Genomic DNA, 25,333 nt, shown 5'->3' on the forward strand with positions numbered 1-25,333 from the left:
CGCGATTAAGCGGATTATCGTGCGCGCCCGATCTGCTCATAAATGCCTTGTTCCATGATCCCGGGGAGACCTCCCTCAAGGAGACATCCCTGATCCAAACCCTATTCCGTGGAGCATTGACGATGAGCCGGTCCAAGGAAGACCTACCCGAATACGTTGCCGACCGCACAGGCCCGCACCGCTCGCTCGGGACAGTTCTGGCCACAGACGGAAGCCTGCTGGCACTGGCGTTGCTGGCCGCCTGGGCCGTCAGCGGCCCTCCCATGACTCTGTCCTCTCCCGAGGCTGCCGAGCTGAGCGCATCGCGACCTGCGCTTCGAGTCGATGAAACGACCGGTTTTGACGCGCGCAAGATGAGCGCGCGTCCGCTGTCGGAAACCGTCGACTGTGAACGGACGGCAGAGCTGGCCGTGCGGGAAGCACGCACCACAAGAGACCTTTAAGTTCGGCTTCAAGCGCCTTTGGCGATTGCACGGCTTATCCATGGGCGCGAGCGGATCTAAGTCGTATGCGCCGTTCCTCATTCGCTCAGAAAGAACTCAAATGGACAACACATCGACTCTCGCAGTCGAGGCACCGTCGCGTGCGGTGTCCTCGAACAGTCTCGCGCTCTTCTCGCTGGCGCTCGCCAGCTTCGCCATCGGCACGACCGAATTCGCGAGCATGGGCATCCTGCAGCTCTTCTCGACATCGCTGGCGATCGACATCCCGACCGCGACGCATGCGATCACGGCCTACGCGCTCGGCGTGGTGGTCGGTGCGCCGGTGATCACGCTCGCCGCCGCCAGGCTCAACCGCCGAACCATGTTGCTCGCGCTGATGGGCCTGTTCATCCTCGGCAACCTGCTGTCGTCGATCGCACCCGACATCACGCTGCTGGTCGCCGCGCGCTTCATCAGCGGCCTGACGCAGGGCGCCTATTTCGGGGCGGGCGCCGTCGTCGCGACCCACATCGTCGGCCCCGAACGCGCCGGCAAGGCCTTCTCCCTGGTGGTGTCGGGCCTGACCGTCGCCACCATCTTCGGCTCGCCGCTCGCGACCTTCTTCGGCCAGCATCTCGGCTGGCGCGAGACCTATGTCGCGGTGGCCGGGCTGGGCGCCGTTGCCTTTGCCGCTCTCTGGGCCTGGATTCCACGCAGCGACGCGCTGGCCGGCCGGCCCGTGGCGCAGGAATTGTCCGCGCTCGCGCGGCCGCGGGTCTGGTGGATGATGAGCGTCGCCGCGATCGCCGTCGCCAGCATCTTCGCCGTCTACACCTTCATCGGCCCCTTCGTGACCGACGCTGCCGGCTTGTCCCCTGCGCTGATCCCGGTCGGGCTTGCCCTGTTCGGCATCGGGATGACGTTGGGCAATATCGTCGGCGGAAGATTGGCGGACACCCATCCGGCACGGGGGCTCATCGTCGGATTCGGCCTTGCACTCCTGGTCCTCGCCGTTCTTGGCAGCGCTGGCTCCAATCCGCTGGTGCTGATGAGCGCGCTGTTCGGCGTCGGTTTCACGACGATGACGGCCATACCGACCATCCAGGTGCGCCTGACGCGTATGGCGCCCGAAGCGCCGACCATGATGGGCGCCATGAATATGGCGTCGCTCAACCTCTCCAACGCGATCGGCGCCTGGGCCGGCGGCGTCGTGATCGGCGCGGGCATGGGCCTGCTCGCGACCGCCTGGGCCGGATTCGCCCTTACGGCCGCCGGCCTCGCCATCTTCGCCCTCGGCTGGCGCCGCTCGACGATGTGACCATAAGAGGGCCGCTTTCCCGAGTGATACCGGCCCTCCTAGAGCGCGTTCCGATCAGACTGAATCGTCTGTTCGATAAGAATTCACTCAAAATCAAAAAGTTAGAGCATGTCATTGTTTCCGTGAAATGATGACATGCTCCAGAATGAAGCGATGATCCAGCCTCATCCCGGTGCGGAAGTCATGACAGATCGGCCAACAACACCTGTGCCAGCGTCTCGATGCGGGGACATCGACACGCTGCTGCGCGGGTCGGACCTTGTCGGTCGGTCCAGCATTGCTCTTGGCTGGAAAGGGCTGGTCGTCGAGCAAAGACGTGCCCCTCCGACGCTGCGTGCCGAGGAGATGCTGAACAGGCACTACATTCTGCTTTGGCGCGGCCACCCGACAATCACCGAGCGAGAATACAAACGTGGCCGCTTCACCCGCGTCGTCAAGCAACCCGGCACACTATCGGTCGGGCCGGCCGGCCATCTTCCGGCCGTCAGATCCCCTTCGCGTTACGACGTCATCGCCGGCGTGATTGACCCGTCGGTTGCTGGCAAGCTCGCCCAAGAGGAGGAGGTGGGCCCGCCACAACCGCTATATGAGCATCTTGGAGTCGAGGACTACGCGCTGGCGAGGCTGATCGATCTCGCGGCACGCGAGGCGGATGAGGATGGTGTCCATGGCCAGCTATATGGAGAGTCGCTGGCTGTGGCGATCATGGCGCGCTTCAACAGTATCTCCCGCAAGCGCAGCATCCCAACCTCGGCGATAGCCGCGCTTCCAAAGACACGCCTGCAGCGGGTGCTCGATAAGATCGAGAGCGAATATCATCGGGAACTGGGCCTTGAAGAACTCGCGCGCGAAAGCGGATATAGCCGCGCGCATTTCCTGCGTATGTTCCGCGCCGCGACGGGCACCACCCCGCATCATCACCTCCTCACGACAAGGCTCGAGAAGGCCCATGGGCAGCTCGTTGCCGGAGCATCTTCGATCACAGAGGTCGCGCTTTCATGCGGCTTTTCGAGCCATGGTCATCTGACCCGCCTTTTCCGCCAGCGCTACGGGATCACGCCGAGCGACGTCCGACGTGGAAAATAGCATTCGGGTGCAATTTTGAGCCTTTGGTGAAAGCGCGGGTCCAAAAGGCCAATTAACCTTCCGGTATGGTTTCTCCCCGCTCCCCGTTCGCTCGCCGGAGTACCGGATCAGCCGGACGGCGGACAAGGCATCACGCTCGGGTGCGCATCCGCGCGCATGCCAACGGCCCAGCCGCGACGGTTGGTGTGCCGTCGAGCTGTTGCCGCGCCACGCTTCAGGAATAACGACAATGACAGACACCTCCTTCAACGGACGTCGGCTAGTGCCGACCCATGATATCATCATCTGCGGCTCGGGTTCGTCCGGCTCGGTTATCGCTCGCCGCCTTGCCGACAATCCGGACCTGAAGGTTCTCCTGATTGAAGCCGGCGGCGACGACCAGCGTCCAAGCGTCCTGGAAGCCGCACGCTGGCCGGAGAATCTCGGTAGCGAGACCGACTGGGGATTCGCCGCCGAAGCGAGCGCACGCGTCAACGGCCGATCGATTCCGATGTCGATGGGCAAGGTCCTCGGCGGAGGATCCAGTATCAATGTCATGGCGTGGGCGCGTGGTCACAAGCGCGACTGGGACTATTATGCCGAAGTATCGGGCGACCCCGGATGGAGCTACGATTCGGTCCTCGATATCTACCGTCGGATCGAGGACTGGCGCGGTGCTCCCGATGTACGCAGGGGTAGCGGCGGCATTCTCACCGTCACGCAGCCGACCGATCCGAGTCCCGTCGTTCAGGCGATGATCGATGCCGCCGTCGAGCTCGGCATTCCACGCTTCGACAGCCCCAACGGCGAGATGATGGAATCGAAGGCCGGCGTCGCGCCACTTGACCTGCGCATGGAAGGCGGCCTGAGGCTCTCCGTCTTCGGCTCATACGTCCGGCCCATCCTCGACAGAACAAACCTCACCGTCCTGACATCGGCTCGGGTCCTGCGCGTCATGTTCGAGGGACGCCGTGCGACCGGAGTCGAGTTGATCTGGAACGGGGAGAAGCACGTTCTACGAGCTTCCGCCCAGGTGGTCCTCTCGGCGGGAGCGATCAATACCCCGCAGCTCCTGATGCTTTCCGGAGTGGGCGATCGTGCGCAGCTCGCTGCCCACGGCCTCGACTTGATCCAGCACCTGCCTGGCGTCGGAAACGGACTGCAAGACCACACGACGTTCCAGGTGGTGTCGGAGCATCCTTCATCCATCTTACCCCGCGGCAACGGCAGCGAGGCGATGCTTTACGCGGCGAGCTCCACCGCCGGAGCGGTTCCGGACATTCTGATGTGTCAGGCCGAATTCCCGATCTGCAGCCCCGAAGCCGGTCGTGGCGGTGTCCCGCAACATGGCTGGAGCATGTTTGCGGGCCTGGCCCAACCGAGGAGCCGTGGCCGCGTGCGCCTGCGAAGCGCCGATCCGCTCGCATCCCCGATCATCGAGCTGAACGCGCTCAGTGACCCGGACGATTGCCGCATTGCCGAGGAGGCCGTCAAACTGAGCCGTGACATTGCGAAGGCGGAGCCCTTCGCTCGGCTTGGCTCACGCGAGATCATTCCTGGAAAGCGCGCTGAGCAAGATCTCGCTGCCTTCATTCGCGACAGCGCGATGCCGTTCTGGCACCAGAGCTGCACCGCACGCATGGGTCGAGACGATGATGCGGTCGTAGGGCCGAATCTCAAGGTCTATGGCTTGGAGAACCTCACGGTCGCCGACGCCTCGATCATGCCGCGCATCACGACCGGCAACACGATGGGTCCCTGCGTCGTGATCGGTGAACGCGCGGCCGAAATCCTCTTGGCCGAGCTCGGCTAGTCTTTCCTCCGCTCCGATAGGTTCGCGTGGAGTCCCGATCTCGACAGGCGCCCGACCTGCGCTCGTCGAAGCCACGCTGGTGCCAGCAGGGATAGACCGGCGTCTGGTCGCTCGCGTTGTCGGGCAGGACACCCCGTCAGCGACCAGCCGACCGCGCCGGGATTCCGCCCGGGCTGCTCCTCGGGACCATGGTTTATGTCACGGCCCCTTTTATTGTTCGCCGAGATGAAGAAGCGTCGACATCAATGAAATTTGCCAAGATCCGTAAGTGCGGCTTCAAACCCTTTCGCCGATTGATGCTCTAATTCGACATAGATTGCGCTGCTACATCTTCGTCCAACGAACAGGAGATGTAGCATGACTCAGAAAGTTTGGTTCATTACCGGTGCGGCAAGAGGTTTCGGTGCGCTCGTCGCGTCGCGAGCCCTCGCAAACGGCGACGCTGTCGTCGCCACGGCGCGAGATCCCCGCAAGGTGACCGAGCGCCTCGGCGAGCATCCGAATCTGCTCGCGCTTGCCCTCGATGTCACCGATGAAAGACAGGCTCACACAGCGGCCGAACAGGCCGTCCAGACATTCGGCCGAATCGACGTCCTGCTGAACAATGCCGGCTACGGTCTGCTCGGCGCCGTTGAGGAGGCGAGCGCTGCAGAGATCGAAGCGCTCTATCGGACCAACGTCTTCGGTCTGTTGGCGGTCACCCGGGCAGTCCTGCCGCATATGCGCCGCGCACGCGCTGGCCACGTCATCAACATCTCCTCGATCGGCGGCATCGTCGGGTTCGCCGGCTGGGGTGTCTATGGCTCGACCAAGTTCGCCGTCGAAGGGCTGAGCGAGGCCCTGGCAATCGAGTTGGCGCCGCTCGGCGTCAAGGTCACGGTGATCGAGCCCGGCTTCTTCCGTACGGACTTCCTCGATTCCGCGTCGCTCATCACGAGCGCGAACGAGATTGCTGACTATCACGCGACATCGGGCGCGATGCGCGAGACGGCCGGGGGCGCGAACCACAATCAGCCCGGCAATCCCGACAGGCTCGCCGAGGTGATCGTCGACATCGCCGCTCTGTCCAGTCCACCCCTCCGCCTGCCGCTGGGCAGTGACACGGTGACGCGGACCGAACGCCGGGCGCGCGAGGCGGATGCACTGCTCGAACAATGGCGCGAGGTCTCAGTGTCCACCGACTTCGAACCGACGGGCGCGGTCGCCTGGGCAGGCTGATCGCAGTCCCTCCAGCCAAGGAGAATGATCATGAAAACCTGGTTCATCACCGGCGTCAGCTCGGGCTTCGGCCGGGCCATCGCCAATGCCGCGCTCGAAGCCGGCGACACCGTCGTCGGCACGCTGCGCAACGAGGAACAGCGAGAGGCGTTCGCGGCCCTCTCTCCCGGCCGTGCGCATGGCGTCATCCTCGATGTCACGGACAACGCCAACATTCAGCCGACTGTCGAGCGCGTCAAGCGCGAGATCGGACCGATCGACGTGCTCGTGAACAACGTCGGGTACGGCCATGAGGGGGTGTTCGAGGAATCCGCGCTCGAGGACCTCCGTCGCCAGTTCGACGTGAATGTCGTCGGCGCCGTTGCGGTGACGCAGGCGGTGCTGCCCTACATGCGCAAGCGCCCGTGAGCCGCGCTCGGCAGTTTCGCCGCCGGCCGGATCTGCGAACCGGCCTGACCAGGAGCCTTCCATGAACGTCATTTCGCTCGCTCGCACCGTCGCCGACGATGACGGCACCCGTGTGCGGCGCGGCCTCGCGTGCGGTTTGGTCGCTGCCGTGATCTGGGGCGGCTTCCTTGCAGTATCGCGACAGGGGATCGGAGCGGGGCTCGAAGCGGCCGATCTGGCGTTTCTTCGCTACGCGACGGCGGGCCTGTTGCTGCTGCCATGGCTGGTGCGTCGATCGCCGCATCGTCTGGCTGGAATCGGTTGGCGCAAGGGCCTCGCGCTCGCAATGCTCGCCGGACCGCCGTTCGTCCTGGCCGGCGCGAGCGGCTATCATTTCGCGCCGCTGGCGCATGGTGCAGTGATCCAGCTCGGGATGCTGACGCTGATGAGCATCCTGCTCGCCGCCCTGCTGGTCGGGGAACGCCCGAGCCTGCGCCGGCTGGCGGGAATCGGCGTGCTTATCATCGGTCTCGTCGTCACCGCCGGGCCATCCCTGCTTCAAGGCAGCTCGACCGCCTGGATCGGCGATCTGCTGTTCGCGCTGGCCGGATCGATGTGGGCGCTGTTCACCGTCCTGCAGCGTCGCTGGTCTGTTCCGCCGCTGGCTGCGACGGCCATCGTGTCCGTTCTTTCGGGCGCGATCTTCTCGCCCCTCTATCTGGCGCATGAGGGCCTGGCCTTTCTCGACAAGGCGAGCACGACCCTGATCGCCGAGCAGATCCTCGTGCAGGGTGTGCTCTCCGGCGTGGTCGCACTCTTCGCCTTCTCCCAGGCCGTCCAGAACCTGGGGCCGGCGCGCGCCACCCTTTTCCCGGCCCTCGCGCCTGCGGTCGCGATCCTGCTCGGCATTCCCCTCGCCGGCGAGATCCCAACCGGCCTTCAAATCGTCGGCCTCGCCATTCTGACCCTCGGGCTCGTCATCGCGGTCCGCGGCGGGGCGGCAGCATCTCGATCAAACCAAGCCTGAGGAATGCGTCATGACGCACATCGACGACCTGCCCGCAGTCGACCTCGCGAACATGCCGTTCGGCGGAGAGAAGAACTCCGGCCTCGGCCGGTTCGGCGCGCACGGCGTCATCGAGGATTTCACGACCGAGCACTGGATCTCGGTCCGGCGCACGCCGCGCGAATACCCGTTTTGACACTCTGAAATCGAAAGGAGCACTCCCATGGCAAATATCGACGCAAGCTTGTCCGGCCAGTTCGCCATCGGCGGCGACATCACCGTCAACCGCCTCGGCTTTGGCGCGATGCGCATCACTGGCCCCGGCATCTGGGGCGAGCCGGAAGATCGCCCGGAGGCGATCCGCGTGCTCAAGCGCCTGCCCGAACTTGGCGTGAACTTCATCGATACGGCCGACAGCTACGGTCCGTTCATCAGCGAAGACCTGATCGCCGAGGCGCTGCACCCCTATGACGGACTGCTGATCGCCACCAAAGGCGGCCTCGTGCGGCCGGGTATCGAACCCAACCCGTGGCCGATCATCGGCGACCCGCACTATCTCCGCCAGGCGGTCCGAATGAGCCTTCGCCGTCTCAAGATCGAGCGGATCGATCTGTGGCAGCTCCACCGGATCGATCCCCGCGTCCCTCAGGGGGAGCAGTTCGATGCGATCAAGTCGTTCATCGACGACGGCTTCATCCGTCATGCCGGTCTGAGCCAGGTGACCGTCGAGCAGATCGAGGCAGCCCGGAAGGTGTTCCCGGTCGCAACCGTGCAGAACCTCTACAATCTCGGCAATCGGGCTGACGAGGACGTGCTCGACTACTGCGAGGCGAACGGGATCGGGTTCATTCCCTGGTATCCGCTCGCGGCCGGGAGTCTCGCCCGGCCCGGCGGTCTCGTGGACAAGCTGGCGAAGGCCAAGGGCGCGACGCCCGGCCAGATCGCGCTCGCCTGGTTGCTCAAGCGCAGCCCGGTCATGCTGCCGATCCCGGGCACCAGCCGGGTTGCGCATGCCGAAGAGAACGTGGCCGCCGCCAGCGTGACGCTGAGCGACGCCGAATTTGCCGAACTCGACTCCGTCAGCCGGGGCTGATCCCGACGGAGTCGGCATCCCTGGCGCGCGCCGGACTTGACGCGCGCCAGGAAAGCCCGAATGAAAGGAAGCAGAAATGTCATCATCAGTGTGGTTCATCACCGGCTGCTCGACCGGTTTCGGGCACGAGCTCGCCAAGCAGGTCATCGCGCGGGGCGACCGCGCGGTCGTCACCGCACGCGACAAGGCCCGCCTCGCCGGCCTCATCGATGGGCATGAGGACACGACGCTGGCCCTCGATCTCGATGTCACGCGCTCCGACCAGATCGACGCGGCCGTGGCTGCCGCCGTGGCGCGGTTCGGCCGGATCGACATCCTCGTCAACAATGCTGGCTACGGCTACATGTCGACCATCGAGGAAGGCGAGGAAGTGGAGATCCGCCGCCAGTTCGATGCCAATGTCTTCGGTCTCTTCGCGATGACGCGCGCCGTCCTGCCGGTCATGCGCCAGCAGCGCAGCGGGCATGTCATCAGCATCACGTCGGTCGCCGGCATAGTCGGGTTCCCCGGTTCCGGCTACTATGCAGCGAGCAAGCATGCGGTAGAAGGATGGGCCGACGCCCTTTCCGCAGAGGGCAAGCCGATCGGGATCAAGGTGACCTGCATCGAGCCCGGCCCGTTCCGCACCGATTGGGCCGGCCGTTCCATGACGCAGACCCCTAACAGAATTGCCGAATATGCGGAGACTGCAGGCGTCAGGCTCAGCGGCACGAAAGAGGTGAGCGGAAAGCAGCCGGGCGATCCGGCGCGCGCCGCTCAGGCGATCATCGGCATTGCCGGGACGCAAGCGCCGCCGAGGCACCTGGTCCTCGGAGCGTTCGGTGTCGATCAGGTGACCAAGCGGCTGCATGCGGCGCTGGCGGACGTCGAGGCTTGGCGGGAAGTGGGCCTCGGGGCGGACTTTCCCCCGGAATAGGAGCAGCAGGCAGGAGTTGGGATCATGAAACGACGGATTATCGGTGTTTCGGTTCTGGTCGGCGCCTTGATGGGTCTCGCGAGCGCGTCAGCCTTGGGCCAAAGCATCAATGCGGGAGAATACGCATACTCGACCGACCGGCCATTCGAAACCAGCGTGGTCGCGGAGTTCGATACGCCCTGGGCCATCGCGTTTCTGCCTGACGGCAGAATGGTGGTCACGGAGAAGGGCGGGCAAATGTTCGTGGTCTCCGCAGACGGACAAAAGATCGCGATCGCCGGCGTGCCCGCGGTCGCGGCGTCCGGCCAGAACGGCCTTCTCCATGTCGCGGTCTCGCCGGATTTCGCCAATGACAGGCGCATCTACTTTACCTTCATGGAGCCCGGCGATGGCGGAAGCGGCCTGGCGCTTGCACGGTCGGTGCTCGGCGTAGCGGGATCCTCCGCCCGGCTGCAGGACCTGGAGGTGATCTGGCGCCAACTGCCGAAAGGCGGCGGTGGCCAGCCCGGCGGCATCATCGCCTTTGCACCCGATGGCCGACATCTCTTCCTGACATCCGGGGACCGCATGCGGCCCGATACGGCCCAGGATCCCGATCAGGCGCTTGGCAAGGTGCTCCGTCTCAACCTGGACGGCTCGACGCCGGCCGACAACCCGAACGCTGCGGCAGGCGCCGTCAGGGCCCAGACCTGGACCAGCGGCCATCGCAATCCTTATGGCCTTGCCTTCGACGGCAACGGCCAGCTCTGGCTCCATGAAATGGGACCGCGCGGCGGCGATGAGCTCAACCTGATCGTCGCCGGCGAGAACTACGGCTGGCCGATCGTCTCGAACGGCGACAATTACAACGGCACGCCGATCCCCAGGCATTCGACCCGTCCCGAGTTCACCCCGCCCGTCCTCTACTGGACGCCGGTGATCGCGCCGGCAGGCCTCGCCTTCTATCAGGGGGACCTGTTTCCGGATTGGCGGGGGTCGGCCTTGATCGGCGGCTTGGCGTCTACGGCGATCGTGCGCGTGAGCTTCGACAGGCAGGGGGGCGCAGACGAAGCCGACCGCTGGGACATGGGCAGTCGCATACGCGATGTCGCCGTGGCACCCGATGGCTCGGTATGGGCGATCGAGGATGCAAACCCCGGCGCACTCATGCGCCTGACGCCGACCGCGACCGACTGAGCCGGCCACCGACCGAACACCCGACATCCTTGAACAAGCGCGGGGTGATCCTTGGCTCCGGCTGTGGGACCGGCTTGCCCTGCCACCACCACAAAGGTGATAATGATGATTGATCTTGCCAACAAAACCGCCCTGGTAACGGGCGCTTCACGGGGCATCGGGCGCGCCGCCGCCCTGGCCCTCGCCGCCGCCGGGGCCCGTCTCATCGTCCATTATGGACGTGGTGCCGACGAGGCCCGGGACGTGGTTGCACAAATTCGCGCGGCCGGAGGCCAGGCCGACGCGGTCGGCGCGGATCTCGGCCTGTCGAACGGTCCGGCAGAGCTCGCCGCGAAGGTCAAGGCGCTCACCCCCGGGACTATCGATATCCTCGTGTCGAATGCTGGCGTGTCCAAGGCAGCGACGATCGAGGAGCAGACGATCGAGGACTTCGACCACCTGTTCGCGGTCAATGTCCGTGCCCCGTTCTTCCTCGTCCAGCAGCTCCTGCCGGCGCTCGCCGACGGGGGCAGCATCGTCGTGGTGACCTCCGTGACCGCCGGAGCGACAATGGGTGCCCTACCCGTCTACGCGGCGGCCAAGGGCGCACTAAACACCCTGGTTCGGCATTTCGCCGTGCTGCTGGGGCCGCGCAACATACGGGTCAACGGCGTCGCGCCGGGCATCGTCGATACCGACATGTCGCACTTCACCAAGACCGAGGCCGGGCGCGAGACGGCTCTATCGATGCAAGCCCTGAAGCGGATCGGCGCGCCGGACGACATCGCCGGGGCCATCGTCTTTCTCGGGTCGGATGCGGCGGGATGGATGACCGGAGACATCCTCCATGTCGATGGCGGCACGAAGCTCTGACAGCAGCGCGCAAATCCATCGGGCAGATGCAGGCGATGGCCTGAGGCGGCTCCCGAGCGGATCGAAACGCGGAGGCGGGCAACCCGTCCGCCTCCTCCACCGGGCCATTTCCTCAACAACGACCAGCCCTTTCCGGAAAACCGCCTCCCGGGAAACGAACCGGCTTCACCATCGTGGCCCGGGCATGCTGGTGCACGCAAGAACGGCTTCAACATCTCGCCGAGGTCGGTCGAACGCACTTTCGTGTGGCTTTCGAGATCTCGCCGCCTCACCGTCCGATACGAACGGCGCGCCGACATCCATCTTGCATTCACCCTGTTCGCGTGCGCCATCATATGCTTCAGGGCTATGACGCGATGGTTTTGAAACGCACCCTTATGAAAATCCCGAGACTTGAACTTATGCTCCCACTTCGATCCGGGCTGCCAGTCGGAGACATTCTCGTGCCCCCAGTAACGCCGCGCAATATCAGGCCGCGTGATGGCTTCGAATACCTTGTCGGGCGTCGAGGCGATGTAGGTGACGTAAACGAAGCTGGTCTTTTCCGTGGTCATCGTCATTTCCCTTCGAGTTCCGTCTTCAAATCGTGCAGTAGGCTGAGCCGCTGGCGTCCGAACTTGCGCACCCAGCGCTCGTAGACCTGGTGGAGCGGGACGGGGTTGATAAAATGCAGCTTTTTCCGGCCACGCCTGACCGTGCTCACCAGATTGGCGTCCTCCAGTATCCCGAGATGCTGGGTGGCTGACTGGCGGGCCATGTCGAGGTTTTCGCAAAGCTGGCCGAGCGTCTGCCCGTTCTTCTCGCAAAGAAGGTCGAGCAACTTCCGGCGGATCGGATCGCCCGGCGCCTTGAAGATCTTGTCCATATCCATAGGTCACTCTCGTCTGCATGGGCAGAATATGCAGTCAATCACCTGTATGTCATGCCGCCGGACCGTGAGGCCATTACAGGCAATAGCGTAACGAAATTGTCTCGGGGGGGGGGGGCAACTGGCAGCCATGATGACCAAGTTGGGGTCGGAAACTGCCAGTCATGAGCGGTTGCGCCTGCACCCCACCAAGCCGACGGAGGCGCCGCCGTAAACGAGACCGATCCCGAAATCGACGAGGACATGACCAAGCTGCTCCGCCGCCTCGTCGTAAATGGACGGCCGCCCGCAGCTGGAGCCGGAAAATATACAGTATCGCATTGCCTTACCTCATGGCCGGCTCGACTCGGCTTTCGTCAGCGTGAACGCGACAAGCAGCGGAACATCGGGGCCACGTTTGAATACCTTTTCCGGCGTCGCTCCTTGAAAATCACGCGGCAGCCACTCACGGCATTGATTGATCGCCAGGCCGACATTTGAGGAAGCGTTGATGTAGTCGGAAAAGCGGTGCGGAAAGGTCGGCATCCGCACGGTCTCGCTGCCATCCCGGAAATGGGCGCTCACGTTGCCGAGCGACAGGAATGGATGGATTTCGATTACCGCGATCTTCCCCTTCTCATGGAGAAGACGGCGGGCTTCGCGCAGCGGCGATATCAGGTCGCCGACATGCTCCAGAGCCAGGGAGAAGAGCACTAAATCGGCAACGCCATTGATCAATGGCAGGGGCTGCGACATATCCTGCTGGAAAAGCACGAAATCAGGATCGCGCGCACGGGCTTGCTCCAGCATCCCCGGCGAAAGATCGCAACCGATCAGCCTTTCAGCACCGGCCTGCTTCAATCGCGCAAGATTGCGGCCGGTGCCACACCCGAACTCCACGATGACTTTGCCACGGGCATCATCGGACAGACGCTCCACAATCTGAGTTGCGCCGAAGACCATCGGATTGTCGTAAGCATCATAGAAAGACGCCCAACGGTCATAGGCTTCCGCGACGGAGAGAAAGATATATTCATCGTTCATTTTAATTTATCTCCGCTGCGTCGTTGAGCCGCAAGTATCGATGCTAACTGCTGAATATGCAGACCATCAGCGAGGCCGTGATGCACCTGGACTGCGAGCGGGAACGTAAGGGTATCTCCGGCCTTCTGGAAACGGCCGACGGCGATGTTCGGGATTGGGCAGTCGACGCTGACACATTGGCCGACGGTCCAATCAGGCAAACAGAAATGTCGGCTCGTAGCTGACCGGAAAATTCACGGAGCGGGCGATGAAGCAGACCTCGTGAATCCGGTGATGGATGGTCGTCGCAGCATCGATATCCGCACCGGGTGGCACTGTGATGCGCGGACGCAGGATGGCAGAAGTGAACCGCCCCGTCCCGTCAGCCGTGACCTCGCCAATACCGATCGGGGAATCCTCGTAAGCCGTGACGACGATCCCGGCATCCGAGGCGTAATGCAGATACCACAGCATATGGCAGGCGGACAAAGCCGAGATCAGCAGGTCCTCGGGGTTCATCTTGCTTGCGTCGCCCCCGAGCAACGGATCGTTCGAGCAGTGGATGACAGCCTTTCCCGACATGGCGATGTCCCAGGTTCGGTCATACGTGCGATAGCCTGCTGTGCCCGCTCCACGGTTCCCGGTCCAGACGATGCGCGATGAATATTCACGTCCCATGTGCTTGCCTTCTCCCATGAAGATTCGGACCTGTTAACGCATATAAGGCGTGCCGACGAGGCTTGCGCCATTCTATGTCAATGAGGCGATGCCGTCCGAAATCTGGCGGCGTTTAATTCAGCGGAATTTCCGTTGCTGAAGTGAGGATGGGATAAAGTGACGCGACCAGCAGCAGCGCCATGGCGACATTGAAGACCCGCAGATAGACGCGATTGCCCAAGAATCGCTGCAACATGGTCCCGAACGCCGCCCAGACGCTAACGCAGGGGGCGTTGATGACCATGAACAGCACCGCCACGATCGCAATGTTCAGGAAAAAGCCGTCCTGCGGCGTATAGGCTGCAACTGCGCCGATGGCCATGATCCACGCCTTGGGATTGACCCATTGGAAAGCCGCTGCCTGGAAAAAGCTCAGCGGCTTGGCATTCGAACCTTCGGCGCTTGCTGCTGCCGAGCCGGCGATGCGCCAGGCGAGACAGAGCAGGTAAGCCGCACCACCATAGCGGAGCGCATCGTGCAGGATCGGAAAGGCAAGGAACACGCTTCCAATCCCCAACCCGACCGCCAGCACCATGATTGCGAAGCCAATGCTGATGCCAAGGATCATCGGGATCGTCGGGCGGAACCCGTGGTTCGCGCCCGATGCCAGCAGCATCGTGTTGTTAGGGCCGGGTGTGATGGAGGTCACGAACGCATAGGCGGCAAAGGCCGGAAGGAGGTCTAAAGTCATCAGTGCGCCATAGAGATCGGTCGGTTGATGGCTACACTATAAAAACGTGACGCTTTGCGATAAATTGCTAAAGCGTCACGTGACACTTTTCTGGATACCCCATGCGCCTTGCCTCTCCCTGGACGCCCCGCCTGTCCGAAACGAAAGGGCTTCCCTACGAACGGCTGGTCACCGCGCTTGCGGACGATATTGCCAGCGGGTCTGTCCCTAGCGGCGCCCGCTTGCCGGCGTACCGCGATCTTGCCTATCAGCTCGGGATAGGTCTCGGCACCGTCACCAAGGCCTATGGCGTGCTTGAACGGCGTGGCCTCGTGCATAGCGTTCGCGGCCGGGGGATGTTCGTGACCGGACTGCCGTCCAGGCCGGCAAGCATCATCGACCTGAGCCTCAACACGCCGCCGCAGGTATTGAGCGATCGTCTGCTGGCCGCGACGCTGACCAAACTCGCCAAGCGCCTCGATGCCGGGAGCTTCGGTGCCTATGCGCCCGCTGCGGGCAGCCACGCGCACCGAAGCCAGATGACACGCTGGCTGGCCCTGCAAAGGCTGGAGGCCACACCCGACCGCGTTTTGCTGTGCCATGGCGCTCAGCACGCTCTTTCCATCGCCTTCGGCCTGACCTGTCCTCGGGACGCTGTCATCCTGACCGAATCCGTGACCTATCCGGGAGCCATCGCGCTTGCCCGCCAGAACGGTCACAGGCTGATCGGACTGGAAATGGACGAACAGGGCCTGCAGCCGGAGGCGCTGGAACGGGCGCTGCAATCCCGTGCCAGGGCATCCGGGCGTGTTCTCTACATCACACCGACCTTGCAAAACCCCACGGCCTCGACGATGGGCCTTCATCGCCGGGAGGAAATCGTTCGGCTCTGCAAAGTCCATGACGTCATCATCGTGGAAGATGATGTGTACTCCATCTTTGCGCCATCCGACCTTCCGCCGCTGGCGGCACTCGCCCCCGAACGAACGCTCTACGTAAGCGGCCTGTCGAAAACGCTGAGCCCCGGTCTGCGGATCGGGGTGCTGGCCGTGCCTGCACCATTGGCCGAAAGCGCGGTATCCAGGCTTCAGGCCACGTCCTCGATGGCATCCCCGATAAGCTGTGCGATGATGGAAGAATGGCTGACGGACGGCACCGCGGCTTCGGTTGCAGCGTCGATTCGCGTCGATACAGCGAAGCGCTGCGATCTTGCCCGCACTTTGCTGCCTCTCAGCCGTGTGCCGATCTCGGCCGCGGGTTTCCATCTCTGGCTTCCCATGCTCGTGACCGACGCCGAGCGTCTCGCGCGTAGCGCGACGGACAGGGGCGTGATCGTGCCGTCGCCGACAGCGTTCCTCGTCGATCCCGACAACCCGCGGGCCGGTGTCCGGCTGAGCCTGGGAGGACCGCCCCTCGGCGATCTGAAGCAGGCCCTGACGATCATCAGGCAGCTTCTCAATTGAGAGCATATGCGGGACCAACCGGACAACGCCAACACCACCGTATCAAGAAGCGAGCGCATTCGCCGCATCCGTCAGGAATGGCCGAGGCTGTCTAACCGACAGGTTGTCAAGCTGGTAGGATGCCGTTTGGCGATAACGGAGCAAGCGACAGCTTCCATCGAAGCGGACGGAGACAGCAAGGATGAATTATGAAATTCGCGCCGCCCGCGACGAGGACGCCTCCGCAGTCAGCACCGTCATCCTGTCGGCACTCCGGCGGACCAACGCCAGGGATTATTCCGAGGAGATCATCAGGCGCGTGGAACGGAGCTTCAGCCCTGCCGGGGTGCTTGAGCTTATGCGTAACCGAAAGGTTTTTGTTGCCGCGGAGGGGGCACAAATAGTCGGAACCGCTAGTCTCGACGGGCATGTCGTCCGCACCGTGTTCGTAGACCCCGACGCTCAAGGCCGTGGTGTCGGTAGGCTTCTTATGGCCGCAGTCGAGCAGGCGGCCCGCGCAGCCGGTGTCGGAACGCTGGCGGTCCCCTCGTCGGTGACAGCAGAGCAGTTCTATGCGAAGCTTGGCTTCAAGGCGGTTCGCGATAGCTTCCACGGCAAGGAACGGACGATCATTATGCAGCGGCAGGTTTCGGGAAGCTGATTGCAAAGGCCGCATGGCAGGTGTGGGCCGCTCATGTCGGTGACCAGGCGAACATTGGTCTGAAGAGGCGCTGCGCATTATCGGTGAGCGCCTGCATGTCGGCCAGCAGCAGGAACTGTTCGTGGCTGTCCTGAAAACGCAAGCGGTTGCGCAGCGATCCTGCGTAATGGCCGATGTGCAGCGGGCCGGTCGTACGGTCTCCAGTCAGGATGACGGGTCTGGTGATGGGTATCCTATCCTCATTGGCTGGGGGGCACCGCATGGGGGATCATCGAAACGAAAGGCCGCCCTTGCGGCGGCCCCGGGAATGCACGAAACGTCCGGCCGCCCTGTCAGCAGGTCAGCCACCAAAGATTGGCGATGATCGTCGTGCGTTTCATGGAAAGCTCCATAACCTCCGGGTGAAGTCACGTCAACAGACACCAACAACAGCTGACAGACTTGGGTCCAACCCCGCTCCAGGTAAGCGATAACACGGCGCGCCATCGCTGCAAACATGCTCCCGCAGGCGTATTCTGCCCATTCCCGCCCTACCGGTAGCGCTGGTCGCTTCCGGGAACCGGCCATTCGTGCTTGCCGCAGTGATATCCGCACGAGAATGTTGGCGATGCGGGACTTTGCGGACAGCTGGCACCCTCCAAATTTGTACCTTGAGGGGCTGTGCGGCAAGAACCTGCTATTGGCAATAGCTGAACGCATAGCAAGTTGATTGTTGCGACGGAAGACTGGCGCACCTTTCAAAGCCGGACCTTCCCGTCTCTTAAAGAAGCTTCGGATATTTTCTCGGCTCGGTCTCATCCGTCATATCGTTGCGATACCAACTTGGCTCGCTAAGAGCGCCGCGCCAGACATAGACAGCGAACATTGGACGGGAGGAAGTCCGTATTGCATGGCTGATATGGCTGCCGTGAAAGACAACATCCCCTTCCCGTTTGACGACGAAATCCGATTGCGCGCCGATTTGGAACTCTGCCTCTCCGGCGACGACGATATAGCATTCTTCCGCAGCATGCGCGTGAGGAGGATAGTCTATGCCCGGTCCAAGAATGAACAGGCCAAGAATGATATCCGTGCTTTGGAGGCGGCCCGCAGGACCGATGCATTCACCGGTCGCGAAGCTTCCAATAAACGGTTGCGACCAAGGAGACTCCTCATAGAACTCGGACCATCGTGCATAGGGGAAGGCGTCCAGCGCGGCTTCGAAAAGCGGGGTTCGGCCGGGAGAAAGACCTGCATCAAACAGGAGAGGCGCATCGCGCAGTCCCCTCACCGACCGGGACTTATTTTGCGAAAGCAGGGCCGGTTGCGATGCCTCCGCGCGGCATATCTCGGCGAAATCCTTTGCGGCGACACGCCGATCCGGTTCGATCGACGCGTCGCCGATCTCCCGAAGGTACTGTTCTGTTTCTGCCAACAGGCGATAGATCACCGTTCTTCCATTCATGAAGGGAACCGCTTGAGCATCAAGTTTGGCATGGGGATGATTTGTTATTTCGACTCTATTGTCGGCTATATCACGCGCGAAGTCGAGTCTCGCGCCGCGGTCTCAATAGCAACAAATGCCTTCGGCGGGCTCATTTAAGCACCGGGATCGAAGAACGCCCGCAATGGGCCCGAAGCGTCGGATGGCAACGCAACGTCACCCGTGCTGCAGTCAATGCCAATCGGACGACATGCCCGGCCCCGACCATCCGTTCAGGCTTCGCAAGCAGCTTCCCGAAACCCGCCATTCGCGTTCGCCACAGCGAATGATGTCGGCAAGGTATCGGCGATGCGGGACAGTCCTTCCGTTCTGCTTCCCTACAGGTCGGACAGGTCCCGCCAGTCCGATGGTAAGCAAAATGTCGTGGCGAAGCCTCTTTCCTCGGTGTGCGTCAGGCGCAGGGCACGGCTCTTTTGTCCCGACGGGCCTCGACTGAAGCGATGCTTGCTGTCGAAGGTTAGGCATCGCTCCTTAACATGTCAGGCCGAGCAAGCAGGATGAGCGGAAATCTTGCCCCTGCTCGAGAACTGGACACGAATATTCTATACCAGCTGAATACCGCCATCGAGTTCTAAATCGATGCCATTTGCTGCCCGATTGTCCATCAAGAACAGCACAGCATGAACAATGTCTTCGACGCTGGCCAGACGTCTGGAAGGAGTGCGCGCTTTCATTGCGTCGATGGCTGGCTGACTTCCCTCGGCCGCGCGCTTGATCCACCGCGGAGAGTCCTCGACAAGACCTGGCGAGATCGCGTTGACGCGAATCGGCGCCAACTCAACAGCGAGCGTCCGCAGCATCCCGATGGTGGCGCCGTTGACAATGCTCACCATTGTTGAACCTGGATATGGGTTAGCCTTGGCCAGCCCAGCAAACAGAACAATCGAAGATGTCGGCTTCAACCGCGGCAGGACGGTATTGATCGCTTCGACATACCCAAGTACTTTCACCCTCGTCGCACGAGCGGCTTCGGCGTAATCGATGGTCCTTACACTTAGGTTGGGACCGTACATGGCGGTCAAGATCAAATGATCGATTGGGTCGCCTGCACCCAGAGCGGCTTTAATGCTGGCGGGATCTTCCAGATCGATATGAACGCCGGTCGCCGACGCCCCGATCGAGCGCGCGATCTCCGTCGCACGCTCAGCACCTCGACCGCCGATAGTGACCCGAGCACCTGCGGCAACAACGGCTTTGGCCGTAGCGAGTCCGAGGCCTGCTGTGCCACCAATGATGAAAACGTTGTCTCCAGCTTCAGGCATGACATACTCCTGGTATGGGAAGATGAGGCTCCTTTCTCGTGCTGATCCGTTGGAACCGACCTCATTTCTGCGTCGGCGCCACGATCTTCATCACGAACGAAGTCGGCGCCTCGCCCGGCCCGAACGGTCCAGGGACCTTGTTGCTCACCGGCGGTAGGCTCTTGAGATAGGCCGCAATCGCTCTGGCGTCAGACTCGGTGAGCTCCGCGAGTGCGGCCCACGGCATGATCGGAGCGAGAATGCGTCCGTCGGGGCGCTTGCCTGTCCGGATCGCCGTGACGATATCACGCTCGCTCCAGCGCCCGAGACCCGTCGCATCGTCGGGCGTGAGGTTGGGGCCGTAGAAGACCCCGAGCCCCGGGATCTCAAAGCCGACATCGGAGCCGCCGAGGTGACGCGTCATGTCCGGCTTGCCGAGGAAATGTCCCGGCGTGTGGCAATCGGTGCAGTTCCCGATGGTCACCAGGTATTTCCCCCGCTCGACCAGCTCGCGGTCGGCCGCGCCGGCAGGCGGCGATCCGATCGCCGCTGCCAGCGCCGCGAATGCTGAGGGCAACACCCGCCTCGCCGCCTGCGAGGCTACGCGCGCCGCGGCAGGTCCGAAGTCGTGAATGCTCATGCTTGCCTCCATCCCGTGACTCTAGATCATTTCATCATTTCATGGAAACGATGAAATGATCTAACTCTTTGATTTTGATCGAATTCTTATCGATCAAATGATTCCATTTGATCGGAACGCGCTCTAGGACTTTCGGCCGATCACAGCGCCGTTCGCGGCAGGTGCGTCGAACCAGACCGTCTCGATGTGCCGGAACCCGGCTTCCTCGAGCCACGTCGAATATTCGGCCGGCGTGTAGTTTCGCCCTTCCGTCTCGATCAGCATGTTGAGACTCATCAGCGCAGCCGGCGCCGGCCCGGTCTTGTCGTCATTGACGAGAAGCTCGCTGATGACGACTGTGCCGCCGCTCGGCAAAGCCTCGAAGGACCGGCGCAGCAGGGCGCGGTCCTTCGCCTCGTCCCAATCGTGCATGATCATCGACAGGAGATGCACGTCGTGATCTCCGGGAAGCTGTTCGAAGAAGTTGCCGCCTATGGTCTCGATACGGTCGGTCATGCCGGCCTCGGCAATCTTTCCCGCGGCGATCGCGGCCACATGCGGCAACTCAAGCACGGTCGCGCGCAACTCCCCATACTGCTTGCAAAGCTCGATATCGTACGCGCCCGATCCGCCGCCGAGGTCCAAGAGGCGGCGGAAATGACCGAGATCCACCGCTTCGCCGAGCTTGCGCGCGGTCATCGTGGAAAGCGAATGCATCGCCTCCCAGAAGAGCGCCAGCATCGTCGGATCCTCGCCGTCGAAGGGGGAGGATTGCACTGCCGGGTCCCACGTGGTCGGTCGGTTCGTGCGCAGCGCCTCAGTAAGTTTGTCCCAGCCCGGGTAGAGCCGCTTGTCGGCCATCTGCACGAAGCCACCGAAATAGTACGGCTTGCCCTTGACAAGATAGGCTTCGCTTAACGGCGTATTGCGATAACGGCCCTCCGTTTTCTCCAGCAGCCCAAGCGCAGCGCAGCCGGTCAACAGCATCTCGGCCGGGCGTGGATGCAGACCGAGCGCTTGCGTCAGCTCCGCGACCGTGATGCCGGCGCCGCCTGCAAGGCGGCTGAAGAGGTCCAGCTCGTGCGCGGCGGCCAGAGTCTTGAAGGCCCAGAAGCCGGTCGAAAGCGCCATCAGCGGGATGGCGGAAGGAAGCTCCGGCGTGGCAATCGGCTGATCGACCACGCGCAGCTTTGTCTCGCCCGAGATCGAACCGGGCTGGCGGGCAAGCGTTCCCGTGCGCGCAGCAGCGTGCCGGAGATCTTTTATCATGGCTCATACCTCAGTGTTGATTGTTAGACATCAAGGTTTTGACCACACCTGCCTTGACTGTAAGCACGGGCACGGGAGCCCATCGCCATGGTGCTCATCGCAAGACCAGCGCAGTTTTCTGCCTGTTGCGTTGCCCCAGCGCAGTCGAGCACACTTCACTCACAATTATAAGCAATTTATCATTCTGCTATTCAGTACGAATGACGATAATTAGCCCTCTGCCAACGCGGCGATTGGAGCAGCAGACCAGGAGACGTCACCATGGTCTGGCGGAGGTGGTTATCAATCCCAAAATATATGAGCCTCGGCCGATATCGTCAGCCGAGGCTCGTGCCGCGAGCGCCGCTGGATGCGACCTATGCCGGGAATCTGCGTCGCGCCGCTTCCTTGATCGCGTCGGCGATCCTGGAAATCGCCTGCGGACCTTCCTGCAATCGAAGATAGATTGCGAACTCGACCTCGGGCAATTCCGGCAGGCCCGAATCCGGTCCCAGGATGCGCATGCGGGATGTGACCGAACTGCGATTGAGCGGACTGATCCCAAGCTCGGACGATACCGCGCCGCGAAGACCGGCCACGCTCGGGCTCACCGCCGCAATGCGCCACTCGCGACCGGCCGCCGCAAGCGCGGCGAGCGCGGCGTCGCGATACGGACACGGGTCAGGAAACAGGGCAAGCGGCAGCGGGTCTTCCTCGGCGCCAGAGCCGTCGCTTGCGCAGGTCCAGAGCAGCGGTTCCCGCCACAGCACCTGACCGGCCTGGTCGCCGTGGCATCGACAGCACACGACGAGATCGAGTTCTCCCTGTTCCATGGCGGCGAGCAGAAGTCCGGCATTGTTGACACGCACCTCCAGCGTGCTGCCGGGGTGAGCCTTGCGGAACTGCTGGAGGATGCCCGGAAGCCAGGTGCTCATCAGGTCGTCCGTGGCCCCGATCCTGATATGCACGCTTTCCGGTGCACCGGAGAGCTGCTGGCGGGCATCCTCGTTGAGCCTGAGTATCGCCCGGGCATAGCCCAGCAATATTTCACCCCGCGGGGTCAGGGCCACCGAACGCGTATTGCGGACGAGCAATGGGACGCCGGCCTGTTCTTCAAGCCGCCGGATCTGTGCACTGACGGCCGATTGCGTCAGGTTCAGCCGGCCTGCGGCCTTGGTAAAGCTACTGTCCTGCGCAACGGCGTGAAACGTACGAAGCAGCGTGGCATCGAACATATTGAGCACCAAACGAACTGAATTACATTTGAATATATCGCCTTTCATACTGGGCGACAATGTTTAGGTTCCCGGTATGTTGCAGGGTGGAAGGACGCACCTAAAGTCGTTGTCGCAACGGCTGGTAACGCAGACGATGCGATCGTACTTCCGGCCAGTGCCGATTATGCCCTGCACATCTTCGCGCACCTTTTCGGCCCACGCCTTCTTGGCACTGAACGCAAACGCCCAGCGCTCGCGCGCGGCCTTCAAATCACCGATGTAGGTCTGACTGATCTGGTCACTGACCGGATAGGTCTCGCTATCGACCTTGCTGTCTCCGCCACCTTCTGGAGCTGTCTGTGGCCGTAGGTTTGGACAGATGACACGCTCGCATAGCTTGCGGCAGAAGAGTTCAAAGTCCTGAGTCTGATTGCGATCTGTGATCGTATCGAGCTGGAAGCTAAACGTCGGACCATCAAGCACATATGACGAGCGGTCGCTGGTGTCCGAGTAATATTCCGGTCGGAGTCGCCGCATGAATTGCGAGGGGGGTTATACCCAATCGCATTTCATCATCGGCATTCTCAGTCGGCTTCGGCTTCCTTCCCATCCCAATTAGATAGATCGGAAGTACCTCGATTAACATCTTTCGCGATCGAAGATCGTCGCTTTCGATGTGGAAAAATTTTACAGTGAGCGGGTCAGGATGATGGCGCGCCCGCATTTGTTGGCGAAAGCGCTTGGTGCGACTCCCGCGCCGCGACTCTGTATAGGACGATATTACGGGGAAAGCTGATGTAGGCAGCTTCTCGGGATAGCCGTCCCGGAAGCAGAAAATCCGACGTTCCGATCCCACGACGCAGCGATGAGGACGGACAGCCGGTATCGGGAGGCGGATCGACCAGTCCGGATTGATCAACATAAACCGCGCGGTTCGCCTGCACGCCCGATTCGGGGAGTAGATAGATCTGTGCGGTCCTTCTGCCTGCGTGGGCAGGGGAGGAAGCGACCTGCGGGGTTTTGCAGGAAGTCCATTTGTGCGCGGACGAATAGCGCTCAATTCTCTCGGAGGTCTGCGTTCGCGCTACATAAGGCATATCATCGCAGTTATCGTGTTTCGCCACCTGTTTTCTTACTCCAGAGCCTTCTGTCTGCCGCTTCCAAGACGCTTCCACGGTGGATTGTTTCGGAGAGGGAGGAGGAATCAAAAAGCCCTTGAAACTTGTTTGGTTTCAAGGGCTTGATTTCTGGTTGCGGGGGCGCGCAACTACCGATGCCGACATTCGTTGCAACTTCCTGTTTGAAAACAGGTAACCTCAACATCATCGCCGAGTTCACGCTTGAACCGCCGGTGATCCGCATCGATCGCAGGTTCAACTCCGCCGACGTCATCAACGTCCTGTCCGATCTCTTCATCCTATATAGCATCCCGCCCGACGGTTTCGCCACAGGCGAAGGTCAGCGTTTCTCTCACCCGAGGGGCAGTTATGGACGCATCGGAACTTCGCGCGACCGCAAGAACTCGGTCGCAGAGGTTGGGCGACAAGCAGGCAAAGCTCCTTCCGGAAGACCGCTCGCGCCGGTGAACTACTCTGGATAGATCTCGACTCCCTCCGGCATTCCCTTGTTGAAAAGGATAAAGACCAAGGGGTTGCCCGGCTCGGACATGGCATCGCTGCGCTGACCCGTTATCTCTCCGGCCACGCCGCTTCTATACTCCGCAACCACCTCGCCAAAGCTGTTGCGCTGGATGGCCACCGTCTGTCCGGGTTCGACCTTGTCGTTGAGCTTGACCAGATGCTCGACGATCCCGCCTGCGGTGGCCAGGATCGGGAACGCACTGTTGCCGACGAATACGGCCACGTCCTTGCCTGTACGGCCCATCGGTCCGGCGACGATGCCGTGATGCTTGAGGACATTCATGGTGCCTTCCACGAACAAGGGGATCATCTCGAGGTCCAGCACGCGTGCGGCGCCGATCTCCGGCGTGAAGGACGGGATGCCCACCTCCATGAACGCGTTGTGCAGGACACCGGGATAGACATGGTTGTCGAAGATCTGGCCGACGGGATAGAGATCCACCATCGCCTTGACTTCGGGCACGTCCATGCCGGCAATATTGAATGCCGTGACTTCGAATCCGGTTGTCCCGGTGTGGAAGTCGATCGCGAAGTCGGCGTTCGGCCGCAGCAGCCGGTTGAACAGGAGCCCGGCGTGCCGGCTGGCCGCTGTGACGCCGTTCTCATTCCCGGGCCACTCGCGGTTCATATCGATCAGATCGGAACCTCTGCCCTGGTTGGGCCATCTGCGCTGCATGCTCTCCAGGGCCGGGCGGGACACGTCCATGACCGCCATCACCGTGCCTGACATCTCAGCCGGATCGAGTTGGTTCATCACGGTCTGGACCGTATGTATGTTGCTCATCTCGTCGCCATGCACGCCGCTGACCAGGACGCCGCGCTTGCCCGGCTGCGCTCCCTTGGCGACCGTCACGGACACATGCCAATGCTGTCCGGTAGGCATCTCGACGCCCTGGAAATATAGCAGGTGCTTCTGCCCGGGCTCCAGATCGCTGACATCGAGCGCGCTGACAACTTTCTTCCCGTCGATGACATCGCCGACATAGACGGTGCCTTGTGACGCTGGGGGGGCGGCCGGCGCAGAGTTGTCCTGCGCATGGGCAGTCCCGGCATTTGCGGCGAGAGCCGCCGACGCGCCGACCGTGGCCATGGACGCGAGCATGAAGCCCCGACGGTCGAGGCCTTCCTTGGGTTTATCCGGCATGATCAGAAATCCTTGTTTGGAAAACACCCACTGTTTAGAAAACGCAGCACTCCTTGAAGACATGCTTCGCCTAGCTCCGCATGCCGCGATGCAGACTGCGGTAGCGGGCGGGGGA

At 62.3% G+C, this 25,333-nt stretch carries 27 protein-coding genes and 3 pseudogenes; 16 read left to right on the top strand and 14 right to left on the bottom strand.

What is annotated here, in order from left to right:
• The first annotated feature begins 122 nt into the window (after window positions 1-122).
• From ACUSIJ_RS11200 to ACUSIJ_RS11260, 13 genes and pseudogenes are all read left to right on the top strand, one after another.
• Window positions 123-443 carry a hypothetical protein gene (locus ACUSIJ_RS11200; RefSeq protein ID WP_449308468.1) on the top strand — a complete coding sequence of 107 codons (321 nt, stop codon included), beginning with the start codon at window positions 123-125 and terminating at the stop codon, window positions 441-443.
• A 100-nt stretch (window positions 444-543) separates the two neighbouring features.
• Complete coding sequence (locus ACUSIJ_RS11205) at window positions 544-1,740, top strand: MFS transporter (RefSeq protein ID WP_449308469.1); 1,197 nt, start codon at window positions 544-546, stop codon at window positions 1,738-1,740.
• Between the two features lie 135 nt (window positions 1,741-1,875).
• Window positions 1,876-2,826, top strand: coding sequence for a helix-turn-helix domain-containing protein (locus ACUSIJ_RS11210; RefSeq protein WP_449308470.1), 951 nt, complete (start codon window positions 1,876-1,878; stop codon window positions 2,824-2,826).
• 229 nt (window positions 2,827-3,055) lie between these two features.
• Window positions 3,056-4,618, top strand: coding sequence for a GMC family oxidoreductase (locus tag ACUSIJ_RS11215; RefSeq protein ID WP_449308471.1), 1,563 nt, complete (start codon window positions 3,056-3,058; stop codon window positions 4,616-4,618).
• A 357-nt stretch (window positions 4,619-4,975) separates the two neighbouring features.
• Window positions 4,976-5,836, top strand: a complete 861-nt coding sequence (locus tag ACUSIJ_RS11220) for an oxidoreductase (RefSeq protein WP_449308472.1) — start codon at window positions 4,976-4,978, stop codon at window positions 5,834-5,836.
• Window positions 5,837-5,866: 30 nt separating this feature from the next.
• Window positions 5,867-6,244, top strand: coding sequence for an SDR family NAD(P)-dependent oxidoreductase (locus tag ACUSIJ_RS11225; protein WP_449308473.1), 378 nt, complete (start codon window positions 5,867-5,869; stop codon window positions 6,242-6,244).
• 61 nt (window positions 6,245-6,305) lie between these two features.
• Window positions 6,306-7,250, top strand: coding sequence for a DMT family transporter (locus ACUSIJ_RS11230; RefSeq protein WP_449308474.1), 945 nt, complete (start codon window positions 6,306-6,308; stop codon window positions 7,248-7,250).
• A gap of 10 nt (window positions 7,251-7,260) precedes the next feature.
• Complete coding sequence (locus ACUSIJ_RS11235) at window positions 7,261-7,425, top strand: hypothetical protein (protein WP_449308475.1); 165 nt, start codon at window positions 7,261-7,263, stop codon at window positions 7,423-7,425.
• A 27-nt stretch (window positions 7,426-7,452) separates the two neighbouring features.
• The gene (locus ACUSIJ_RS11240; protein WP_449308476.1) at window positions 7,453-8,322 is read left to right on the top strand and encodes an aldo/keto reductase; all 870 of its coding nucleotides are present in this window, start codon (window positions 7,453-7,455) and stop codon (window positions 8,320-8,322) included.
• Window positions 8,323-8,398: 76 nt separating this feature from the next.
• Entirely contained in the window at window positions 8,399-9,238 is an 840-nt protein-coding gene (locus tag ACUSIJ_RS11245) for an oxidoreductase (RefSeq protein WP_449308477.1), read from the top strand.
• Between the two features lie 24 nt (window positions 9,239-9,262).
• A complete protein-coding gene (locus ACUSIJ_RS11250) occupies window positions 9,263-10,414 on the top strand; it encodes a PQQ-dependent sugar dehydrogenase (protein ID WP_449308478.1) in 1,152 nt (383 codons plus the stop codon).
• Window positions 10,415-10,516: 102 nt separating this feature from the next.
• On the top strand, window positions 10,517-11,266 hold the full coding sequence (locus ACUSIJ_RS11255) for an SDR family NAD(P)-dependent oxidoreductase (protein ID WP_449308479.1): 750 nt from the start codon (window positions 10,517-10,519) through the stop codon (window positions 11,264-11,266).
• Window positions 11,267-11,494: 228 nt separating this feature from the next.
• Window positions 11,495-11,632: pseudogene (locus ACUSIJ_RS11260) on the top strand (IS5/IS1182 family transposase); the annotation flags it as partial.
• Window positions 11,633-11,667: 35 nt separating this feature from the next.
• Here ACUSIJ_RS11260 and ACUSIJ_RS11265 read toward each other — a convergent pair.
• The 6 genes and pseudogenes from ACUSIJ_RS11265 to ACUSIJ_RS11290 all read right to left on the bottom strand — a co-directional run.
• A pseudogene (locus tag ACUSIJ_RS11265) lies at window positions 11,668-11,820 on the bottom strand (polyketide cyclase); the annotation flags it as partial.
• 2 nt (window positions 11,821-11,822) lie between these two features.
• Window positions 11,823-12,137 (bottom strand): ArsR/SmtB family transcription factor, encoded by a 315-nt coding sequence (locus ACUSIJ_RS11270; protein WP_449308480.1) that lies wholly within the window; start codon window positions 12,135-12,137, stop codon window positions 11,823-11,825.
• A gap of 327 nt (window positions 12,138-12,464) precedes the next feature.
• Window positions 12,465-13,157, bottom strand: coding sequence for a class I SAM-dependent methyltransferase (locus ACUSIJ_RS11275; RefSeq protein ID WP_449308481.1), 693 nt, complete (start codon window positions 13,155-13,157; stop codon window positions 12,465-12,467).
• Window positions 13,154-13,357, bottom strand: a complete 204-nt coding sequence (locus ACUSIJ_RS11280; protein WP_449308482.1) for a CatA-like O-acetyltransferase — start codon at window positions 13,355-13,357, stop codon at window positions 13,154-13,156. The genes ACUSIJ_RS11275 and ACUSIJ_RS11280 overlap by 4 nt, the downstream gene beginning before the upstream one ends.
• On the bottom strand, window positions 13,350-13,718 hold the full coding sequence (locus ACUSIJ_RS11285) for an OsmC family protein (protein ID WP_449308483.1): 369 nt from the start codon (window positions 13,716-13,718) through the stop codon (window positions 13,350-13,352). Before ACUSIJ_RS11285 ends, ACUSIJ_RS11280 begins: the two co-directional genes overlap by 8 nt.
• A 208-nt stretch (window positions 13,719-13,926) precedes the next feature.
• Window positions 13,927-14,544 (bottom strand): LysE family translocator, encoded by a 618-nt coding sequence (locus ACUSIJ_RS11290; protein ID WP_449308484.1) that lies wholly within the window; start codon window positions 14,542-14,544, stop codon window positions 13,927-13,929.
• Between the two features lie 101 nt (window positions 14,545-14,645).
• Here ACUSIJ_RS11290 and ACUSIJ_RS11295 point away from each other — a divergent pair, with 101 nt between their 5' ends.
• Together ACUSIJ_RS11295 and ACUSIJ_RS11300 are read left to right on the top strand one after the other, a co-directional pair.
• Window positions 14,646-15,986 (top strand): aminotransferase-like domain-containing protein, encoded by a 1,341-nt coding sequence (locus ACUSIJ_RS11295; protein WP_449308485.1) that lies wholly within the window; start codon window positions 14,646-14,648, stop codon window positions 15,984-15,986.
• A 181-nt stretch (window positions 15,987-16,167) separates the two neighbouring features.
• Window positions 16,168-16,626 (top strand): GNAT family N-acetyltransferase, encoded by a 459-nt coding sequence (locus tag ACUSIJ_RS11300; RefSeq protein ID WP_449308486.1) that lies wholly within the window; start codon window positions 16,168-16,170, stop codon window positions 16,624-16,626.
• Between the two features lie 73 nt (window positions 16,627-16,699).
• Here the strand turns inward: ACUSIJ_RS11300 and ACUSIJ_RS11305 are convergent.
• The 7 genes and pseudogenes from ACUSIJ_RS11305 to ACUSIJ_RS11335 form a co-directional block, all read right to left on the bottom strand.
• Window positions 16,700-16,888, bottom strand: a pseudogene (locus tag ACUSIJ_RS11305) (hypothetical protein); the annotation flags it as partial.
• A gap of 498 nt (window positions 16,889-17,386) precedes the next feature.
• The gene (locus ACUSIJ_RS11310) at window positions 17,387-18,055 is read right to left on the bottom strand and encodes a dimethylsulfonioproprionate lyase family protein (protein ID WP_449308487.1); all 669 of its coding nucleotides are present in this window, start codon (window positions 18,053-18,055) and stop codon (window positions 17,387-17,389) included.
• Window positions 18,056-18,651: 596 nt separating this feature from the next.
• Entirely contained in the window at window positions 18,652-19,371 is a 720-nt protein-coding gene (locus ACUSIJ_RS11315; protein ID WP_449308488.1) for an SDR family oxidoreductase, read from the bottom strand.
• Window positions 19,372-19,432: 61 nt separating this feature from the next.
• The gene (locus tag ACUSIJ_RS11320) at window positions 19,433-19,990 is read right to left on the bottom strand and encodes a c-type cytochrome (RefSeq protein WP_449308489.1); all 558 of its coding nucleotides are present in this window, start codon (window positions 19,988-19,990) and stop codon (window positions 19,433-19,435) included.
• Window positions 19,991-20,113: 123 nt separating this feature from the next.
• Window positions 20,114-21,151 carry a methyltransferase gene (locus tag ACUSIJ_RS11325; protein WP_449308490.1) on the bottom strand — a complete coding sequence of 346 codons (1,038 nt, stop codon included), beginning with the start codon at window positions 21,149-21,151 and terminating at the stop codon, window positions 20,114-20,116.
• Between the two features lie 443 nt (window positions 21,152-21,594).
• A complete protein-coding gene (locus tag ACUSIJ_RS11330; protein ID WP_449308491.1) occupies window positions 21,595-22,452 on the bottom strand; it encodes a LysR substrate-binding domain-containing protein in 858 nt (285 codons plus the stop codon).
• A 63-nt stretch (window positions 22,453-22,515) separates the two neighbouring features.
• Complete coding sequence (locus tag ACUSIJ_RS11335) at window positions 22,516-22,917, bottom strand: hypothetical protein (protein ID WP_449308492.1); 402 nt, start codon at window positions 22,915-22,917, stop codon at window positions 22,516-22,518.
• Between the two features lie 790 nt (window positions 22,918-23,707).
• Between ACUSIJ_RS11335 and ACUSIJ_RS11340 the strand changes: the two genes are divergently transcribed.
• A complete protein-coding gene (locus ACUSIJ_RS11340; RefSeq protein WP_449308493.1) occupies window positions 23,708-24,034 on the top strand; it encodes a hypothetical protein in 327 nt (108 codons plus the stop codon).
• On the opposite strand, the gene ACUSIJ_RS11345 is transcribed toward ACUSIJ_RS11340, so the two are convergent.
• Window positions 24,022-25,218, bottom strand: coding sequence for a M14 family metallopeptidase (locus ACUSIJ_RS11345; protein ID WP_449308494.1), 1,197 nt, complete (start codon window positions 25,216-25,218; stop codon window positions 24,022-24,024). The two genes, ACUSIJ_RS11340 and ACUSIJ_RS11345, sit on opposite strands and share 13 nt — an antisense overlap.
• Between the last annotated feature and the right edge of the window lie 115 nt (window positions 25,219-25,333).

Source organism: Pseudochelatococcus sp. B33 (assembly GCF_053570585.1).

Excerpts from the sequence above, each read along its gene's own strand:
- ACUSIJ_RS11320 (WP_449308489.1), bottom strand. The coding sequence starts at position 19,990 with ATGAGCATTCACGACTTCGGACCTGCCGCGGCGCGCGTAGCCTCGCAG.
- ACUSIJ_RS11250 (WP_449308478.1), top strand. The coding sequence starts at position 9,263 with ATGAAACGACGGATTATCGGTGTTTCGGTTCTGGTCGGCGCCTTGATG.
- ACUSIJ_RS11255 (WP_449308479.1), top strand. The coding sequence starts at position 10,517 with ATGATGATTGATCTTGCCAACAAAACCGCCCTGGTAACGGGCGCTTCA.
- ACUSIJ_RS11330 (WP_449308491.1), bottom strand. The coding sequence starts at position 22,452 with ATGTTCGATGCCACGCTGCTTCGTACGTTTCACGCCGTTGCGCAGGAC.
- ACUSIJ_RS11270 (WP_449308480.1), bottom strand. The coding sequence starts at position 12,137 with ATGGATATGGACAAGATCTTCAAGGCGCCGGGCGATCCGATCCGCCGG.
- ACUSIJ_RS11245 (WP_449308477.1), top strand. The coding sequence starts at position 8,399 with ATGTCATCATCAGTGTGGTTCATCACCGGCTGCTCGACCGGTTTCGGG.
- ACUSIJ_RS11200 (WP_449308468.1), top strand. The coding sequence starts at position 123 with ATGAGCCGGTCCAAGGAAGACCTACCCGAATACGTTGCCGACCGCACA.
- ACUSIJ_RS11315 (WP_449308488.1), bottom strand. The coding sequence starts at position 19,371 with ATGCCTGAAGCTGGAGACAACGTTTTCATCATTGGTGGCACAGCAGGC.
- ACUSIJ_RS11205 (WP_449308469.1), top strand. The coding sequence starts at position 544 with ATGGACAACACATCGACTCTCGCAGTCGAGGCACCGTCGCGTGCGGTG.
- ACUSIJ_RS11225 (WP_449308473.1), top strand. The coding sequence starts at position 5,867 with ATGAAAACCTGGTTCATCACCGGCGTCAGCTCGGGCTTCGGCCGGGCC.
- ACUSIJ_RS11220 (WP_449308472.1), top strand. The coding sequence starts at position 4,976 with ATGACTCAGAAAGTTTGGTTCATTACCGGTGCGGCAAGAGGTTTCGGT.
- ACUSIJ_RS11210 (WP_449308470.1), top strand. The coding sequence starts at position 1,876 with ATGCTCCAGAATGAAGCGATGATCCAGCCTCATCCCGGTGCGGAAGTC.
- ACUSIJ_RS11215 (WP_449308471.1), top strand. The coding sequence starts at position 3,056 with ATGACAGACACCTCCTTCAACGGACGTCGGCTAGTGCCGACCCATGAT.
- ACUSIJ_RS11240 (WP_449308476.1), top strand. The coding sequence starts at position 7,453 with ATGGCAAATATCGACGCAAGCTTGTCCGGCCAGTTCGCCATCGGCGGC.
- ACUSIJ_RS11275 (WP_449308481.1), bottom strand. The coding sequence starts at position 13,157 with ATGAACGATGAATATATCTTTCTCTCCGTCGCGGAAGCCTATGACCGT.
- ACUSIJ_RS11340 (WP_449308493.1), top strand. The coding sequence starts at position 23,708 with ATGCCGACATTCGTTGCAACTTCCTGTTTGAAAACAGGTAACCTCAAC.
- ACUSIJ_RS11285 (WP_449308483.1), bottom strand. The coding sequence starts at position 13,718 with ATGTCGGGAAAGGCTGTCATCCACTGCTCGAACGATCCGTTGCTCGGG.
- ACUSIJ_RS11230 (WP_449308474.1), top strand. The coding sequence starts at position 6,306 with ATGAACGTCATTTCGCTCGCTCGCACCGTCGCCGACGATGACGGCACC.
- ACUSIJ_RS11235 (WP_449308475.1), top strand. The coding sequence starts at position 7,261 with ATGACGCACATCGACGACCTGCCCGCAGTCGACCTCGCGAACATGCCG.
- ACUSIJ_RS11345 (WP_449308494.1), bottom strand. The coding sequence starts at position 25,218 with ATGCCGGATAAACCCAAGGAAGGCCTCGACCGTCGGGGCTTCATGCTC.
- ACUSIJ_RS11290 (WP_449308484.1), bottom strand. The coding sequence starts at position 14,544 with ATGACTTTAGACCTCCTTCCGGCCTTTGCCGCCTATGCGTTCGTGACC.
- ACUSIJ_RS11300 (WP_449308486.1), top strand. The coding sequence starts at position 16,168 with ATGAATTATGAAATTCGCGCCGCCCGCGACGAGGACGCCTCCGCAGTC.
- ACUSIJ_RS11295 (WP_449308485.1), top strand. The coding sequence starts at position 14,646 with ATGCGCCTTGCCTCTCCCTGGACGCCCCGCCTGTCCGAAACGAAAGGG.